The sequence below is a fragment of the Klebsiella sp. YJ genome (assembly GCF_002108615.1).
Classification (GTDB): Bacteria; Pseudomonadota; Gammaproteobacteria; order Enterobacterales; family Enterobacteriaceae; genus Klebsiella; species Klebsiella planticola.
The window spans coordinates 58,312-74,737 of record NZ_MTEG01000017.1; the positions used below are offsets into that span (position 1 = coordinate 58,312).

A 16,426-nucleotide genomic window follows, 5' to 3' on the forward strand; every position below is an offset into this window, starting at 1 on the left:
ATTTTAATATTCTGCCTTTACAAAGATAAACAAAGGTTGAAATAAACTCTCTTCTGATGATGCTAATATCAGCTCAGCTTGCTGGATTAACTACGGAATGGTTAGCAAAAGTCAACCTGGAGAGTTTTTATGCAAAAATCTACCCGAAAAGCCCTTTGTACAAAGCGATGGTCACGGACGCCTGAATCACAGGACCTGCAAAAAGATCGGTTTGATCAAATTTGGTCAGAGCATAAAGACAGCCGTTGCCGTAAAAAAGAGTGGAAAAAAGCGGGCTTAACGTTGTGCGGTAAAAACTCCCCCCTGAGCTGTGAGTGATATTTGATTAGGTTCCTGCCTCCTGTATGAAAATTAAGGAGGCAGTCTCCCCCGGAACTTAAATTATACGTTCCCTTTGATGGCTGAAAATAGACTTTAAGGTATATCTAAAAACGCCGGATTTTAAATGAAAAAAGGTTACCCGATCGCGGGATTGCGATCTGTTAATAGCCTTAACACTATGACGGCGTCGGCGGGTGGACAAATAGCCGATCGGGATAACCTTCATCGCAGACCCGCGCTCCGGAGATAAGTGCCGGGAAAATGGATGCCATTACAACCCTGCCACCAGGCGGGGTTTTAACGTTATGGATGGTATCAGCCTGGTCGTGAGAGCGACGGGCGTATTAGCAGATGCTCTTCCCTCATCAGACGTACAACCCTGTGACGGCGAAAGTGACAATCCGCCATAGCGGCCAACGGCGCTCGTCGCGGGTATGGATGGCCCGCTGAATGTCCATCATTTTCCCTGCCAGGATAACGATCGGCGGAAAATTTGCTAAGAAATGTTAATGGAGCGCATAAATACGGTTTTCGCCTCTCGACGTCAGGCGCTGCGCTGCCTATTATTCTGGGGTTTGTTTATTTTGGGAAGTTTCTGAGGGGAGAGACGATGCGAGCAGCGTTTTTAGTAGGGTGTGCCGCGTTATTATTGTCGGCCTGTAGTAGCGAACCTGTTCAACAGGCGACAGCGGCACACGTGTCGCCGGGAATGCGTGCCGCGATGAGCAGCTCAGGGCAGGCGAACTGCGCGATGATCGGTGGCTCATTGTCCGTGGCACGACAGCTTGATGGTTCGGCGATCGGCATGTGCGCGTTACCTAACGGCAAGCGCTGCAGCGAGCAGGCGTTAGCGGGCGGAAGCTGCGGTAACTACTAGTTGACCAGGTCGGCGAGTTTATAGACCAGGGTCTGATCGGCCGTGGCCAGCGTCAGCTGATTTTCCGTCAGGTCAACCTGTGCGCCATCACGCAGCATGTTGCTCAGCGTATTATCCAGCGTATTCAGCTGAGGATCGGTGCACAGCATACGGGTCATCGCCAGCGTTTTGACCTTCAGCTCGCCGCCGCTGATTTTGCCTTTACCGCTAAAGCGGTTGCACATATTTCCTGAAACATACATCTCTTCGCCAAAACTCAGCTCCAGTGGTTTGGCTCCTGCCGCCAGCGCCTGGCCATTCACGCTGGTCAGGACGAAACGATGGTGCTGAAGTTGCTCCGCGCCGGTGGAAACTTTGCTGTTGTAGACACAGCCGGATAACAGCATTCCTGCCGCCAGCAGTGCAGCAAACTTGTTCATTTTTCCTCCAAAAACATTTATCACATCTGTTAAATACGCACAGTTTAACTTTACTGCAGGCAATTTCTGTGGGGGTTATCTGAATGTGCCCCCCGCGCAAGGAGGGCACAAAAGGGAAAGGACTTTCAGACCAGCGCGTTCGGGCAGGTTTCGCCAGCATCGACCTGGCGCAGGTTATCCAGGGTCGTTTGTGAAATGCTGATCAGCGCTTCGGCGGTCAGGAAAGCCTGATGCCCGGTGAACAACACGTTATGACAGGCAGACAGGCGACGGAAGACGTCATCCTGAATCACGTCATTGGACTTATCTTCGAAGAACAGGTCGCGTTCGTTCTCGTACACGTCCATGCCCAGCGCCCCGATTTTCTGGTGTTTCAGCGCATCGATCGCCGCCTGAGAATCAATCAGCGCCCCGCGGCTGGTGTTGATCACCATCACGCCGTCTTTCATTTGCTCAAACGCCGCATGATTCAGCAGATGGTAGTTCTCTTCCGTCAGCGGACAGTGCAGGGAGATCACATCGGACTGTGCATACAGCGTCGGCAAATCAACATACTCGACGCCGAGATCCAGCGCTGCGGCGCTTGGATAGGGATCGAACGCCAGCAGGCGCATGCCAAACCCTTTCAGAATACGCAGCGTGGCGACGCCGATTTTGCCGGTCCCGATCACCCCGGCGGTTTTACCGTGCATGGTAAAGCCGGTTAAGCCTTCCAGCGAGAAGTTAGCATCGCGGGTACGCTGGTAAGCGCGGTGGATGCGGCGGTTCAACGACATCATCATGCCGACGGCATGTTCAGCCACGGCTTCCGGCGAATAGGCGGGAACGCGGACAACGCGCAGACCCAGCTCTTTTGCCGCATCCAGATCGACGTTGTTAAACCCGGCGCAGCGCAGGGCGATGTACTTCACCCCGTATGCTTTCAGTTCTTCCAGCACCGGACGGCTGCCGTCATCGTTGACAAATATGCACACGGCTTCACAGCCGTTGGCCGTTTTCGCGGTTTTTTCGGTTAACAGGAAGTCGAAAAATTCGAGTTCAAAGCCATATGTATCATTAACATGCTGAAGGTACTTTTTATCGTACTGCTTCGTACTATACACAGCGATTTTCATAAGACTTTTCTCCAGTGATTATACCGTCACGGTAGCATATTTAAAATAATCGTACAAATATTAAAAATTAGTTTAGCCTGGCGGATATAATATTAATTCTAGAGCATATCACTGAGTTGAGGTATCTCTTTAAAACACAATGTATTTTACCAAAAACTGAAGCTGAAGGCACCGGGAGCCAGCAGGAGCAGCGGCCAGAGAAGTCCCGAGCTGACATTGGCCAGTTGAAAACGCCAGAACGGAGTGCCGCTGACGCCGCTGGCCAGCGGCAGGGTGGCGCGAAGCGGAGAGAGAAAACGGCCGAAAAACACCGCCCATTCGCCGTGGCGATGGAGAAAGGTCAGGCTACGGGCCAGCCGATCGCCGCGCAGCCAACGCAGCCGCAGCAGACGATGCTGATGCCGCCGTCCCAGCCACCAGGAGATCCAGAATCCGCCGATTGCCCCCAGACTGGCGCTGAGCCACATAAATAAGAAGTGATTCAGGCTGCCGGAGGCGAGCGGGCCGAGCAGCAGCAGCCCGGAGGTGCCCGGCACCAGCAGAGAAATCAGGGCACAGGATTTGCTGAACGTCAGCAGAAAGACCAGCAGCAGCAGGAATGAATAGTGGCGCTGCGCATACTCAATTAGCGAAACAAAAAACTCCACGGGATCCACCCACTTATTTGAACGATTCCCGCGAGTGTGACAGGCGCTGGCTAAATGGCGGTTAAATAAGCGAATGGCAACAATTCACCATAACGATGATGTCACAGCAACTATTCTTAGAATCTATCCCGGCAGGGCTATCGGCACAGGCAATTTGCGCGCGAAACAGCGCGGAGAAAGCGGAGCGTGGAGGGAGTCGGTGAGAATTTGATTCGCTTCGCTCACCCTGCGGCCGCTCTGAAGGGCGCTCAAAGATAAATCGTTGCGCGCACTGCCCGGGGCAAAATGACAAGCAAAATAGTCCTGCTGAGATAGGCTCTTAAGCGGGACAGAAACTTTAACTCACTGGTCGAACGTGCCACAATACGCGCTACTTTCGGCTTTTACTTTTGTTTAATCAGGATATTAACTGCCCATGAAGGGTAAATATAAAGCCGCCATCGCGCTATTGTTAGCACTTATTCTGCTACCGCTGGCCTTGTTGTCGACGCTTACCCATTGGGTACCTACGCTGGCAGGGATCTGGCTGCCAGAGGGAACCCGCATTTCGCTGCATGACAGTCCGCGCCTGACGCGTTCTGCGCTGCGTATACCCGATTTACGTTATCTGGTCGGCGACTGCGAACTGGCGAGGATAACCGATGCCCGACTCTCACATCCCAGCCGCTGGCGGCTGCAGGTTGACGAACTTGATATCAACAGCGCCTGCCTGAGCAAGCTGCCGGAAAGTGAGCCGGCATCCGGCGCGCCGCGTACGCTGGCGGAATGGCAGTCCATGCTTCCCTATAGCTGGTTGACGATTGAGAACCTGCGTCTCTCTCCGTGGGAAAAGTGGCAGGGACGACTGGTTATGTCGTTGACTCCGCAGCAGCAGGATATCGGCTACAGCGGTAAAGAGGTGACGCTGCAGGCGCGCCTGCGCGGGCAGGCGCTGACGGTGAGCGACTTCTCCGCGCAACTGGTCGAAGGACAGGCGCCGGTGAAGCTGGTGGGCGAATTTCATATGCCGCTGGTGCCGGATGGTTTGCCGGTAGATGGGCATCTGATCGCCACGCTCGCGTTCCCGCAGACGGCAGGACTGGTTGATGCGGAGCTGGAGTGGCAGAAAAACCGTGGGCAGCTGCTGGTGACGCCGCGCGGCGATGTGCAGCCGATGCTCGACTTACCCTGGGAGATCACCCCGGAGCGTATTGCCATCAGCGATGGTCGCTGGAGTACCGAGTATGCCGGGTATCCGCTGAGCGGCCGCGTGGCCTTGTCGGTTGGCAACTGGCAACAGGGCACCGAGCAGATGCGGGTCAGCGGTCGTCTCAACGTTCTCACCCACGGGGAAGGCGGGAAGGGGAACGCCGTACTGACGATAGGTCCTGGCAAACTGAGCATGGACAACAGCGACATGCCGTTGCAGTTAACCGGCGAGGCCAAGCTCGGCGATCTGATCGTTTATGCCGTGCTGCCGGCGAACCTGACTGGCCCGCTGACCGCGCCGGCGCTGACGTTCCATCCCGGCGCGCTGCTGCGTTCCCGCGGCCGGGTCATTGACTCGCTCAATATTGATGAAGTCCGTCTGCCGCTGGCTGGCGTGAAGGTGACTCAGCAGGGCGTGGACGGCCGTCTGCAGGCTATTTTGCGCGCGCACGAACAGCAAATGGGCGACTTCTCGCTGCATCTTGACGGTCAGGCCGACAACTTTATGCCCGACAGCGGCCGTTGGCAGTGGCGTTACTGGGGCGAGGGCCGCTTCACGCCGATGCAGGCGAAGTGGGACGTCAAAGGGGCGGGGGCGTGGATAGACAATTCGATTGTGCTGAACAGCCTGTCGACGGGATTCGATAAGCTGCAGTACGGCACGATGCTGGTCAGCACGCCGCGGTTAACCCTGGACGAACCGGTGCACTGGCTGCGCGGCGAACAGCACCCTAAACTGACCGGCGCGCTGTCGCTGGACGCGGGTAAAACCAGCTTTAGCAGCGGCAGCGAACTTCCCCCCTCCACGTTAAAGTTCAAGATCGACGGACGGGATCCCACCTGGTTTCAGTTCAACGGGGCGCTCCACGCCAGGAAGATCGGTCCCGTGCGGGTCACCGGGCGTTGGGATGGCGAACGTCTGCGGGGCCAGGCCTGGTGGCCGAAACAGTCGTTAACCGTGTTTCAGCCGCTGGTGCCGCCAGACTGGAAAATGAATCTGCGTGAAGGAATGCTGTATGCGCAGGTCGCCTTCTCCGCGGCGGCAGATCAGGGGTTTGAAGCCGGCGGCCACGGCGTCTTAAAAGGCGGCAGCGCCTGGATGCCTGACAATCAGATTAATGGCGTAGATTTTGTTCTGCCTTTCCGCTTTAGTCAGGGGACCTGGCAGCTGGGAACCCGCCGACCGGTGTCGCTGCGTATTGGCGAAGTCGTCAACCAGGTGACGGCGAAAAACCTCTCGGCGGATCTGCAGGGCTCCTGGCCGTGGAGCGAGAGCGAACCGCTTCAGCTGAGCAACGTCAGCGTGGATATTCTCGGTGGTAAGGTGACCATGCAGCAGCTGCGGATGCCGCAGCATGACCCGGCGCTACTGCGTCTGCAGCAAATTTCCAGCAGCGAGCTGGTGAGCGCGATAAATATTAAGCAGTTTGCCATGTCCGGCGCATTCAACGGCGCGCTGCCGCTGTGGCTGAACAATGACAAATGGATCATTAAAGATGGCTGGCTGGGTAACCCGGGGCCGATGACCTTACGTCTTGATAAGGATATGGCGGATGCGATGGTCAACGACAATATTTCCGCCGGTGCGGCGATTAACTGGCTGCGCTATATGGAGATCTCCCGTTCATGGACGCGCATCGATCTCGATAATCTGGGCATGCTGACGCTGAAGGCGACCATCAGCGGAACCAGCCGCGTCGGGGAGCAGAGTAATACGGTGCATTTAAACTATTCTCATGAAGAGAATATTTTTGACCTGTGGCGCAGTTTACGTTTTGGCGACAATTTGCAGGCATGGTTTGAGCAAAATGCGGTGCTCCCCGTGCGCAGCTGTACGGACAGTAAAAAGTGTAAGGAACAACAATGATGAAATTGCTAACGCCGGTGCTGATGACGATGCTGCTGGCGGGCTGTACGCCACGAATTGAAATCGCGGCGTCAAAAGAGCCGATCACCATCAATATGAATGTCAAAATTGAGCATGAGATTCATATCAAAGTGGATAAAGATGTTGAAGAGTTACTGAAGTCGCGTAGCGATCTATTCTGAGGTGGCGATGAGAAAACGACTGTTAACGGCGGCGTTAGCGTTTGGCCTCTTCAGCTCATCGGCGCTGGCGCTGACGCTGGGGGAGGCCCGGGAGCAAGGGCGGGTCGGGGAAACGCTGAATGGCTATCTGGCGCCGCTGCGTCAGGACAAAGAAACGCTGGAGCTGGTCAAACAGATCAACGCGGCCAGGAGCGAAAGCTATCAGCAGCTGGCGGATGATAATAACCTGCCGGTGGATGAGGTGGCGAAAATGGCCGGGCAAAAACTGGTCTCCCGGGCGCAGCCGGGGGAGTATGTTCAGGGACTGAATGGCAAATGGCTGCGGAAATAGCGCCGCCGCTTTTGCCTCGCAGAAACGGCCGCTGATGAGACTCACTTTCATCAGCGGCGGCGGGGCCGGACGGCGATTAGCGTCAGGGTTAGCGGTGTTGTTGTAAAATCGTCAAGAAGTCCTGTTTACTGGAGATCAATGACAGCGCATTGGCAATGATTTCATCGCTGAAAATAGAGGCGATGTCCTTCAGAACATCAATATGCTCCTTCTCTTTGGCAATCACGCCAATGGCGATAAACATGACGTTGCTTCTGTCCCAGATGACACCGTCCGGGAACTGAAATATTTCTATCCCGGTTTTCAGAATGATATTGGTCGCGGATTTCGGCAGGTGCGGAAGCGTAATGCCATTGCCTAAAAAGGTGGACACCTGACGCTCCCTTTCAGCAAGAAAAGCGATGCAGTCTTCGCTAACGTAGCCTTTCTTTTTAAATTCCTCACCAAGCAGGGTCAAGACTTCGGTCTTATTTTTCGCCTTGTAACCAAGGTGAAGATTCTCTTGCGTAATATTAGCGATCATTGTGAGCGACCTCCGCGCCGTTATTCACCCGCGCATCATATTTATTCGACGATAACTCTTCTTCTAATTGTTCCAGCGATTTGTTCGAGGTTTCCGGGAGCGCCGTGACCACAAAGATAATCGCGATATAGTTGATAGCCGCAAAAATCAGGAATACGGGGCCAAGGCCGAGCTTGGCCTGGAGCAGCGGAAACAGGTAGCTGACAACGGCATTCATGATCCACATGAAAAACACGGAAATCCCCATGGACAGGCCGCGGAATTTCAGCGGGAACAGTTCGGCCAGCACCACCCAGGTAATAAAGCCCATCGTCCCCTGCATGACCCCGACAAACAGCGCGCCGAGTAGCCAGATGGCCGTCGCTTTGATATCGCCAACCAGCGTGTAATCGACGCCGGCAATGATCAGGTGCAGCGTCGCCATAATGGCAAAGCCGTAAATAATGATGGTTTTGCGTTTAAAGCGATCAACAAGGAAGAACACCCCAACCAGCATCCCCCCCACGGAGAAGACCCCGTTGAGCACATTACATATTAAGGAGGTTCTTTCAGAGAAGCCGGCCGTACTCAGGATTTCGGTGCCATAGTACATAATGACATTGACCCCGGTGGTCTGCTGTAACGCGGCCCAGATGATGCCCACCAGCAGTAATTTAAAAATCCACGGCGTACTGAGAATGGTGACAAACGCGTTTTGCGTACTGAATTTACGATCGGCTTCGACTTTGATGAGGGTGGAAATATCGGCGAACTCTTGCGCCGCGCGTTCCGGTGAGCGGATCTGCTTTAATACTTCCAGCGCTTCCTGATGTCGGTTTTTGCTCACCAGCCAGCGCGGGCTTTCCGGAGAGCGCAACATCCCGACAAATAAACAGATGGCCGGGAGAGCCTGGACCATTAACATATATCGCCAGACATCGGGGAGGTGGCCCCAGATGATGCCTATCACGGCGTTGACGGCGAATGCGGCAAGCTGCCCGATAACAATGGCGACTTCATTCAACCCCGTGAGTTTACCGCGCATTTCAGTGGGGGCGACTTCGGAAATGAACGTTGGTGCTGTGACGGAAGCGCCGCCAACGGCGTATCCGAGCAGGAAACGGGATATCAGTAATACGCTGATATCCGGCGCGAGGGCTGACATTAATGCCCCGACAAGGAAAATAAATGACAGGCAGAGCAGATATTTTCGTCTGCCAAAATAATCGGCGAGGGTTCCGCCAAAAACGCTGCCAATAGCGGCGCCCACCAGCAATACGCTCATGACCAGACCTTCCGTCGTCGGCGTCAGGCCCATATATTGCTTCAGTGAAGAAAATGCACCATTAATAACCCCAGTGTCATAGCCGAATAGCAGGCCGCCAAATGTTGCCACCAGCGTTATTTGGTGAAGCCGCTTTCTTTGCTGTACGTTCAGTTTCATGATAGCTGACATTTTCATACCTTTTATTTTCATTAACAGCACCGGTCATTCTGTTTCTCTTCGCCCGCGGCGACAGGTTTATCCTGTCGAACGATGACGGAGGGAGACGAGATGGGTGGTGCGATTATTCGTCTTCATCACACTATGCTGAGGAGCAGCGGGCGATGAGGCGTGTTTTTGATTGACGGTGTGTTATCAGTGTCTCTGGATTGTGTGTGGCATCTGTGTTGCTTGCTGTCGACCTTCACACGCTTACCCGACAGCGCTTTTGCACAGAACAGACTGTGCGGATCCGCCACCGTGTGTGGCCGTCGTTTATGCAGCGATGAAAGCCAATCTGCGGTACGAGGTGTTTTGCCGACGCCCCGTTGTTCTTTGTCACCGGCGTTCCTTTCAATGGGAAAACCATCGCGACCAGTACGTAGTCAATGGCATGACAACGCTCCCTGCCGTCCGACGAGGTCAATCTTCTTGCTGTTTCCTTCATGGTCTCCTCCGTGCTTGCGGGTTTGCGTACCGCCGAGAGTGGACAGATTGCGTTTTATCGAAGGGTAATATGACATCCGCTAATGAAATAAAATCACAAATAGATCACAAATTGAAAATTTCATTTCATTTCATTTTGTTTGAGACGAAACAAATTTCTCTTTGTGAGAAAAGATAATGTTTTTATATCATTGATAATTAAGGTTAAATTTTGATGGGGTTTGTGAGGGTGTTAAAAATAAGCTATTGAATTAAAAGTTAAATTTTTGATACGAGTCACGCTTTTAAATCCATACGATTATTAGTGAAATTAAAATTCCATTTTATATTTTTTATACGCTTTTGTTTTTTTTCCGGGTCACAGCCTGGTCAGGCGGGAACCGGGGCGAAACGCGCGGGACGAGGCCAGCCGGGGGAACACAGCGGACGTCAGGCGGGCACCCGGCGACGGATAGACGAACCAGAGGGCAACAGGGAGAGCGACGGCCGGATAGCGCCGGGGGGAACGCAAGTCTACGGCCCATTGGCGTATAAATCAGCGGCAGCGCTTGCGGTATTCCCCAGGCGACACGCCAAAACGCTGTTTGAAAGCGGTCGAGAAGTGGCTGTGGTCGCTGAATCCCCAGCTATAGCCAATTCCCGCCAGCTTTTCGTCATCACGGGCACTGTGCAGCGCCTGCGCGCAGAGATCGAGACGCCGGTTCTTAATATATTGCGCGACCACCAGCCCCTTGTCGGCAAACAACCGGTACAGACTGCGAACCGACATCCCGGTCTCGCTGGCCAGCCACTCCGGACGCAGATGTTCCGCCTGAATGGACTCATCAATTAAATCCATAATCTTCTGAAACTGCTTCTCCCTGCGCGATGGCCGGGGGTCGTGATGATGCAGCATCGGACGCAGCAGACAGACGATGGCCTCCAGCGCCGCGGCGCTCTCAGTTTCCGACAGCTCCGGGCTGCACATGCTCTCCTGCAACAGCCGCTGGCTGAGCTGGACCATCGGTAGCGATTTTTCCAGCCGCGTGGCGATGCTTATCTCACTGCCGCGCAGCTGTTGTTCAAGCAGCTGTCGGGGGAGTAGCAGGGAGGCCTGGCGCGATGTCTGCTGCCAGAAAATAGAGCAGGGGCGTGATGCGTCAATCAGGGTGATGTCGCCGGCGTCGAGGACCACCTGGCGATCGTCCTGCTCGATGGCCGCCTGGCCGGAGAGCTGGAAAACGGTATAAAACCAGTCGTCATTGCTGCGCTTAATTTCGTTGCGGGTGCGGAACAGATTGACGCCGCTGGCGGTGACGGTGCTGACTTTCAGAGTGCCGGCATAGCTGGCGTCAATCTCCCCATGAAAGCGACCTTCCAGCGGACGAGCGGCAAAATGGCCGCAGACCTGATTGATTTTCGCCAACCAGCGCTGGTAGTCCTGTCCGTGCTCCGCCGTCGCCATAGTCTGTCTCATGTAAACATAATGTTTTTGCATTGTTGCATTTACACGGTGGCATACAAGAGCGAGGCGCGGAGTATATGAAAGAACTATTACCTGAGGCACATTTCTGCGTCCGCAATATGTTGAATTGCGGCGGCTGTCACAGCGGCACAAACGAATGTCACAGAGAAAAAAGCGCGATCGTCAGCCTCGTCGTAGACTGAATTCACGATCCGTGAGCAATAAGGAAGCGATATGTCCACAGCACAGGTAGCGCTGCTTGCCAGCGTTCAACAGTTTTTAGACCGCCAGCATGGCTTATATATCGACGGCACCCAGCAGGCGTCGCAGAGCGAACAGCGCCTGACCGTCTGGAACCCGGCAACCGGGCAGGCCATCGCCAGTACCGCGGATGCCAACGCGGCCGATGTCGATCGCGCGGTGATGTCGGCATGGCGCGCCTTCGTCGCCCGCAGCTGGGCAGGGCGCACGCCGGCCGACCGCGAACGTATTCTGCTGCGTTTTGCCGATCTGGTCGAACAGCACGGCGAAGAACTGGCGCAGCTGGAAACGCTGGAGCAGGGGAAATCCATCCAGATTTCTCGCGCATTTGAAGTGGGCTGTACGCTGAACTGGATGCGTTATACCGCCGGACTGACGACCAAAATCAGTGGACGTACTCTCGATGTGTCGATTCCGTTCCCGCAGGGAGCACGCTACCAGGCGTGGACGCGAAAAGAGCCGGTTGGCGTTGTCGCTGGGATCGTGCCGTGGAATTTCCCGCTGATGATCGGGATGTGGAAAGTGATGCCGGCGCTGGCGGCAGGGTGTTCTATCGTCATCAAGCCGTCGGAGACCACGCCGCTGACCCTGCTGCGGGTTGCCGAGCTGGCCACCGAGGCCGGGATCCCGGACGGAGTATTTAACGTCGTGACCGGCAGCGGCGCCGGATGCGGTTCGGCGTTAACCTCTCATCCGCAGGTGGCGAAGGTCAGCTTCACCGGTTCCACCGCAACCGGTAAGCATATCGCCAGGACGGCCGCCGACCGCCTGACCCGCGTAACGCTGGAACTGGGGGGGAAAAACCCGGCGATCGTGCTGAAAGACGCCAACCCGGAGTGGGTAATCGAAGGGCTGATGACCGGCAGTTTCCTCAATCAGGGCCAGGTCTGCGCCGCCAGCTCGCGTATCTATATTGAAGCCCCGCTGTTCGATAACCTGGTGAGCGGTTTTGAACAGGCGGTGAAGTCGCTGCAGGTGGGACCGGGGATGCTGGAAACGACTCAGATTAACCCGGTGGTGTCAAAAGGGCACTGCGAGAAAGTGGCGGCTTACCTCGATGAGGCGCGCAAGCAGCATGCGGAACTGATTAGCGGACAGGCCGGGCCGGATACGCACGGCTATTATATCGCGCCGACGCTGGTGATTAATCCGGACGCCGGGCTGCGACTCAGCCGGGAAGAGGTCTTTGGTCCGGTGGTCAACCTGGTGCGCGTCGCCGATGGCGAAGAGGCGCTGCGTCTGGCTAACGACAGTGATTTTGGTCTGACCGCCAGCGTCTGGACCGGCGATTTAACACAGGCACTCAGCTACACCGAGCGCCTGCAGGCCGGGACGGTGTGGGTCAACAGCCATACGCTTATCGATGCCAACCTGCCGTTTGGCGGTATGAAGCAGTCCGGAACCGGGCGCGACTTTGGCCCGGACTGGCTGGACGACTGGTGCGAAACGAAATCGGTCTGCGTGCGTTACTGACTCTCGCCTCAGCGCCTGACGCCCGGAGTTCGAACTCCGGGCCGGGCGCTGAAACCTGTTTTTTTATCCTGCTGTTGCTTATTTATTAAAGAGTCTAATTGCTTGATGGTTTCCGTTAACTGGGTTGACCATGAGTGTGTCTCCTGTTGCTGCGCAAGGTGAATAGTATTAATAAACGCAGCGGCAATGACTGCCGCTTGACTATAATGTTTATTTTGTTGCGTAAGGTAAGTGGCATCATTTTTGATCCATTCGGTAATAAATTCAGCATAGCGTGTCTCGATGGCCATAATAGTATTGATATAATTTATCCATCCAGCGGTGAGACGAAATGCCCGATCGGCTATAAATAGCAGCACGGCAAGCGTTAATAGTGCGAGGGATAATTGAGTTAACTGCAGTTTCTCAGTTGCATCAGCAGCAAACGGAAGTCTAAGGGTCTGAATGCTACCGATGATTAGCATGATGATTAAGATTACCGAGAGCAATAATAAAGAGAGTAAGCGTTTTTTTCTGACCTCTTTTTTATACCAACCGGTAATGCTTTCTTTGTACATGGTGCAAATTTTAAAAACTGTATCCAGTTTTTGTTCTGCCGGTACTAAATGTAATTTAGCTAACTCGTTGACAGCGAGGAGGTAGTGAGTTTCTGTTCCCATGATTATCCCCGTAATAACATTATGTTAATTATGCTGTTAGCCAACAATCCCCACGAATGCCTGCCAGTGACTGTCGATGCCGGATATCACGGGTATTTTATCGATTGAACTCTTACTTCGAGTACAGTCTGCTATTTTTACTTTGTCAATCCTGACCGCTTTTCACGCAGCCTGCGATGAGGTTCCTATGAACTTACTGGTGTTTTGCGACGGTACCTGGAATACGCCCCAACAGCTTGATGATGGAAAACCCGCGCCGACCAATGTGGTCAAACTCAGGAATGCCGTGGCGGAAAACACCCAGCAGCGAGTCTATTACCACTCCGGCGTCGGTACCGATGGCGGGGTGGTCGATCGCTATATCGGCGGCGGCATCGGCGAAGGCCTTGATAAGAATATTATCAGCGCCTATTACTGGCTGGCGACCCGCTATCAGCCCGGCGATAAAATATGGCTGTTTGGCTTTAGCCGCGGAGCTTATACCGTCAGGAGTTTAGGCGGAATGATTTCGCGCTGCGGATTATTGAATGCCAGCCAGGCAGGAACCGGCGACGATAAAGTCTGGGAGGATATCAACGATCTCTTCAGCGATTACCGCCAGCCTGCAGGCAGCGCGCCGGCGATCGTTGCCAGCGTGGGTAGACCTTTTTATTCGGTGGCGACGGGGCGTCCGACCAGGGAGAGCATCCCTATATATTTTATTGGCGTCTGGGAAACGGTGGGGGCGCTGGGTATTCCCGATGATATGGCGTTAGCCAATCTGCTGGATGATCCCAAAAAGTATGCCTTCCACGATACGTCACTCAGCCCGATTGTCGAACATGCCCGCCATGCGCTGGCGCTGGACGAGCAGCGGCAAAGTTTCATTCCCACGCTGTGGGACAATGTGGCGGATAACCCGCAGGTGAAACAGCGCTGGTTTGCCGGCGTGCATGCTGATGTCGGCGGCGGCTACGCGCAGTGCGGATTATCGGATATCACCCTGCAATGGATGATGGCAGAGGCAGCCGGACTGGGACTGACGCTGCTGCCGGGTATCGACGCCCAACTGGCCCCCGATCCCCATGGACTGCTGCATGATTCGGTCACCGGCATTTTTAAACTGCTGCATACCTGCCCGCGCAGCGTACCGCGGATTGTCGCCGGAAGCCCCGATGTTGATGCCAGCGTGATACAGCGGCAAAGTCAGCCGATGCTGCTCCACGGTCGCTACCGACCGGTCACCGATGTGACGGCAGAACACCCGGCGACCTTTGACGTTTTTGCGCGCGAACGCTGGAATGCAACGGGGATCTGGCTGGAAGCGGGAGTGGAGTATCGCTTTACGGCCACGGGGAAATGGCTGGATGGCTCGGTGCCCTGCGAGGCGGGCGGGACTGATGACGGTAAGTTTTATCCCGGCGAGGCCGCGCAGATTATGGCCTCCGTTTCCGACAAACTGGAAGCGTTATGGAAGGGGGCGACTAAAAACCAGGATGTGGATTTTTGGCTGAGTCGACGCGTCGGTACGGCACCGTGGTTCGCTCTGATTGGCGTGGTTGCCAATCACGCAGATCCCGCACCCGACGCGCCTGAGCCGCGGCATGAGATTGTGATTATCGGCAGCGGATGCCGGTTCACACCGGCTAAAAGCGGCTATTTTTACGCTTACGCCAACGATGCGTGGCAAATGTATGATAACAATCGTGGCAGCGTCTCCCTGACGATTTCCCGCTAAGCGCCATTGAACGCCGTGCCTGTCGTTATCCACGAACAGGACTTGCTGAATCACAGTATTTATCGCTACTGTTAATGCCTTCCCGCCATCGTGGCGGAGCTTATCATCAGGAGGCGGATATGATGTCGGAGGAGCCTACCGTTGCCCTTATCGGGCCCGGCGCGATTGGGACCACGATAGCCGCGGCGCTGCATGAAGTGGGGCGCACGCCGGTGGTGTGCGGGCGAACGTCTCATGCACAGCTGTTGCTCAGATTCGATGGCGGAGAGATTACGTTTCCCGGACCGGTACTGACCGACCCGGCGGCCATTGTGCGGCCATTTTCGCTGGTTTTCGTCGCGGTCAAGGCCACCCAGAACCCTACGATTTCCGCGTGGCTGAGCGCATTGTGCGATGAAAAAACGGTGGTGTGTGTGTTGCAGAACGGCGTCGAACAGCAGGCGCAGTTTGCCGACCGCGTTGCCGGGGCGACGGTGTTGCCTGCGGTGGTGTGGTTTCCGGCGCAGCGCGAACCCGATGCCTCCGTCTGGCTGCGAGCGACACCCCGGTTGACCTTGCCGGATCTGCCGCAGGCCCGGCTGGTACAGCAAACGCTGCAAGGGACCCGCTGCGCCGTGGATCTCGCCGATGATTTCACCACCGTCGCCTGGCGCAAGCTGCTGCAAAATGCGGTGGCTGGCCTGATGGTGCTGACGGGCCGCCGTGCCGGTATGTTCTCCCGTGGCGATATCAACGACATCGCGCTGGCCTATTTACGTGAATGCCTGCTTGTCGCGCGCGCGGAAGGCGCAAGGCTGAGCGACAGCGTACCGCAGGAAATTATTGACGGATTTCATCGTGCGCCACCCGATCTCAGTACCTCGATTCAGATTGACCGCGAAAGCGGGCGGCCGCTGGAGTGGGAGATTCGTAACGGCGTGGTACAGCGCCGCGGGCGTCGGCACGGCATTCCGACGCCGCTGAGCGATCTTATCGTTCCGCTGCTGGCAGCCGCCAGCGACGGACCGGGCTGACGGGATAAAGCGGCGGCACTTGCAGCCGCCGGATAGCAGGCGGCATTCCGCGAGGTCTGGCCGCTGTGGCTGGCAACGCGGTTGCCGTCTGTGTATGTTATCCCCTTGAGCGCTGGCAAGCGGAGATCTGCTTGCTCACTGTCCCACCGTCGCACCAAAATTGTGTTTGATCTCAGCCTGCTATGTGCAAGCTGCCAATATATTTGGCGAAGAGAAGCATAGAAACTTGATCTCTTGTTAGAGCTGTCTACCATAAAAAGTAGCGCTGCGTTTAAATGCAATTCTTGCGTAGCACCATTCTGATGCTGGATATTCATTTCATTCTCTGACCTGGTTGTTGCCCGGGATATTTATGCCTGTAACTCATCGTGTCGTTGAGCGAGGTGTCACATGACAAGACCTGCCTCTTATTTTAAAGATAACCTGTTTGTATTTATTAAAAATGACTCCGGGCAAACATTGTAAATAACAGTCTGACTC

At 55.1% G+C, this 16,426-nt stretch carries 14 protein-coding genes; 7 read left to right on the forward strand and 7 right to left on the reverse strand.

Features of this window, described 5'->3' with window-relative positions; genetic code table 11:
- The first annotated feature begins 931 nt into the window (after window positions 1–931).
- Window positions 932–1,198: a putative hemolysin gene (locus BV390_RS18315; RefSeq protein WP_004861238.1), complete on the forward strand. Its 267-nt coding sequence runs from the start codon at window positions 932–934 to the stop codon at window positions 1,196–1,198.
- Here BV390_RS18315 and hslJ read toward each other — a convergent pair.
- The 3 genes from hslJ to BV390_RS18330 form a co-directional block, all read right to left on the reverse strand.
- Window positions 1,195–1,617, reverse strand: coding sequence for a heat shock protein HslJ (gene hslJ / locus BV390_RS18320; RefSeq protein ID WP_032700055.1), 423 nt, complete (start codon window positions 1,615–1,617; stop codon window positions 1,195–1,197). The two genes, BV390_RS18315 and hslJ, sit on opposite strands and share 4 nt — an antisense overlap.
- A gap of 125 nt (window positions 1,618–1,742) precedes the next feature.
- The gene (locus tag BV390_RS18325; protein WP_032687988.1) at window positions 1,743–2,732 is read right to left on the reverse strand and encodes a 2-hydroxyacid dehydrogenase; all 990 of its coding nucleotides are present in this window, start codon (window positions 2,730–2,732) and stop codon (window positions 1,743–1,745) included.
- Window positions 2,733–2,878: 146 nt separating this feature from the next.
- Entirely contained in the window at window positions 2,879–3,379 is a 501-nt protein-coding gene (locus tag BV390_RS18330) for a DedA family protein (RefSeq protein WP_032687987.1), read from the reverse strand.
- A gap of 415 nt (window positions 3,380–3,794) precedes the next feature.
- On the opposite strand from BV390_RS18330, the gene BV390_RS18335 reads away from it, so the two are divergent.
- From BV390_RS18335 to BV390_RS18345, 3 genes are read left to right on the forward strand one after another with little or no spacing between them, the layout of a single operon-like run.
- Entirely contained in the window at window positions 3,795–6,434 is a 2,640-nt protein-coding gene (locus BV390_RS18335) for a YdbH family protein (protein WP_085397195.1), read from the forward strand.
- Window positions 6,431–6,616 (forward strand): YnbE family lipoprotein, encoded by a 186-nt coding sequence (locus BV390_RS18340; RefSeq protein ID WP_004861256.1) that lies wholly within the window; start codon window positions 6,431–6,433, stop codon window positions 6,614–6,616. The genes BV390_RS18335 and BV390_RS18340 overlap by 4 nt, the downstream gene beginning before the upstream one ends.
- Window positions 6,617–6,623: 7 nt before the next feature.
- Window positions 6,624–6,947: a YdbL family probable chaperone protein gene (locus tag BV390_RS18345; protein ID WP_032700050.1), complete on the forward strand. Its 324-nt coding sequence runs from the start codon at window positions 6,624–6,626 to the stop codon at window positions 6,945–6,947.
- 88 nt (window positions 6,948–7,035) lie between these two features.
- Here BV390_RS18345 and BV390_RS18350 read toward each other — a convergent pair whose 3' ends face one another.
- From BV390_RS18350 to feaR, 3 genes are all read right to left on the reverse strand, one after another.
- Window positions 7,036–7,470, reverse strand: coding sequence for a PTS sugar transporter subunit IIA (locus BV390_RS18350; RefSeq protein WP_032687982.1), 435 nt, complete (start codon window positions 7,468–7,470; stop codon window positions 7,036–7,038).
- Window positions 7,460–8,905: a sugar porter family MFS transporter gene (locus BV390_RS18355; RefSeq protein ID WP_085397211.1), complete on the reverse strand. Its 1,446-nt coding sequence runs from the start codon at window positions 8,903–8,905 to the stop codon at window positions 7,460–7,462. The genes BV390_RS18350 and BV390_RS18355 overlap by 11 nt, the downstream gene beginning before the upstream one ends.
- A 1,009-nt stretch (window positions 8,906–9,914) precedes the next feature.
- Window positions 9,915–10,823 carry a transcriptional regulator FeaR gene (feaR, locus tag BV390_RS18360; RefSeq protein WP_085397196.1) on the reverse strand — a complete coding sequence of 303 codons (909 nt, stop codon included), beginning with the start codon at window positions 10,821–10,823 and terminating at the stop codon, window positions 9,915–9,917.
- A 234-nt stretch (window positions 10,824–11,057) separates the two neighbouring features.
- On the opposite strand from feaR, the gene BV390_RS18365 reads away from it, so the two are divergent.
- The gene (locus BV390_RS18365; protein ID WP_085397197.1) at window positions 11,058–12,557 is read left to right on the forward strand and encodes an aldehyde dehydrogenase family protein; all 1,500 of its coding nucleotides are present in this window, start codon (window positions 11,058–11,060) and stop codon (window positions 12,555–12,557) included.
- Between the two features lie 8 nt (window positions 12,558–12,565).
- Here BV390_RS18365 and BV390_RS18370 read toward each other — a convergent pair whose 3' ends face one another.
- Window positions 12,566–13,216 (reverse strand): SLATT domain-containing protein, encoded by a 651-nt coding sequence (locus BV390_RS18370; RefSeq protein ID WP_085397198.1) that lies wholly within the window; start codon window positions 13,214–13,216, stop codon window positions 12,566–12,568.
- Window positions 13,217–13,403: 187 nt separating this feature from the next.
- On the opposite strand from BV390_RS18370, the gene BV390_RS18375 reads away from it, so the two are divergent.
- Both BV390_RS18375 and BV390_RS18380 read left to right on the forward strand, forming a co-directional pair.
- Window positions 13,404–14,933: a DUF2235 domain-containing protein gene (locus tag BV390_RS18375; protein ID WP_032700046.1), complete on the forward strand. Its 1,530-nt coding sequence runs from the start codon at window positions 13,404–13,406 to the stop codon at window positions 14,931–14,933.
- A gap of 122 nt (window positions 14,934–15,055) precedes the next feature.
- Window positions 15,056–15,946: an oxidoreductase gene (locus BV390_RS18380; RefSeq protein ID WP_085397212.1), complete on the forward strand. Its 891-nt coding sequence runs from the start codon at window positions 15,056–15,058 to the stop codon at window positions 15,944–15,946.
- Window positions 15,947–16,426: the final 480 nt, after the last annotated feature.

Coding starts and splice junctions, on each gene's coding strand:
- BV390_RS18315 (WP_004861238.1), top strand. CDS start 932: ATGCGAGCAGCGTTTTTAGTAGGGTGTGCCGCGTTATTATTGTCGGCC.
- hslJ (WP_032700055.1), bottom strand. CDS start 1,617: ATGAACAAGTTTGCTGCACTGCTGGCGGCAGGAATGCTGTTATCCGGC.
- BV390_RS18325 (WP_032687988.1), bottom strand. CDS start 2,732: ATGAAAATCGCTGTGTATAGTACGAAGCAGTACGATAAAAAGTACCTT.
- BV390_RS18335 (WP_085397195.1), top strand. CDS start 3,795: ATGAAGGGTAAATATAAAGCCGCCATCGCGCTATTGTTAGCACTTATT.
- BV390_RS18340 (WP_004861256.1), top strand. CDS start 6,431: ATGATGAAATTGCTAACGCCGGTGCTGATGACGATGCTGCTGGCGGGC.
- BV390_RS18345 (WP_032700050.1), top strand. CDS start 6,624: ATGAGAAAACGACTGTTAACGGCGGCGTTAGCGTTTGGCCTCTTCAGC.
- BV390_RS18350 (WP_032687982.1), bottom strand. CDS start 7,470: ATGATCGCTAATATTACGCAAGAGAATCTTCACCTTGGTTACAAGGCG.
- BV390_RS18355 (WP_085397211.1), bottom strand. CDS start 8,905: ATGTCAGCTATCATGAAACTGAACGTACAGCAAAGAAAGCGGCTTCAC.
- feaR (WP_085397196.1), bottom strand. CDS start 10,823: ATGGCGACGGCGGAGCACGGACAGGACTACCAGCGCTGGTTGGCGAAA.
- BV390_RS18365 (WP_085397197.1), top strand. CDS start 11,058: ATGTCCACAGCACAGGTAGCGCTGCTTGCCAGCGTTCAACAGTTTTTA.
- BV390_RS18370 (WP_085397198.1), bottom strand. CDS start 13,216: ATGGGAACAGAAACTCACTACCTCCTCGCTGTCAACGAGTTAGCTAAA.
- BV390_RS18375 (WP_032700046.1), top strand. CDS start 13,404: ATGAACTTACTGGTGTTTTGCGACGGTACCTGGAATACGCCCCAACAG.
- BV390_RS18380 (WP_085397212.1), top strand. CDS start 15,056: ATGTCGGAGGAGCCTACCGTTGCCCTTATCGGGCCCGGCGCGATTGGG.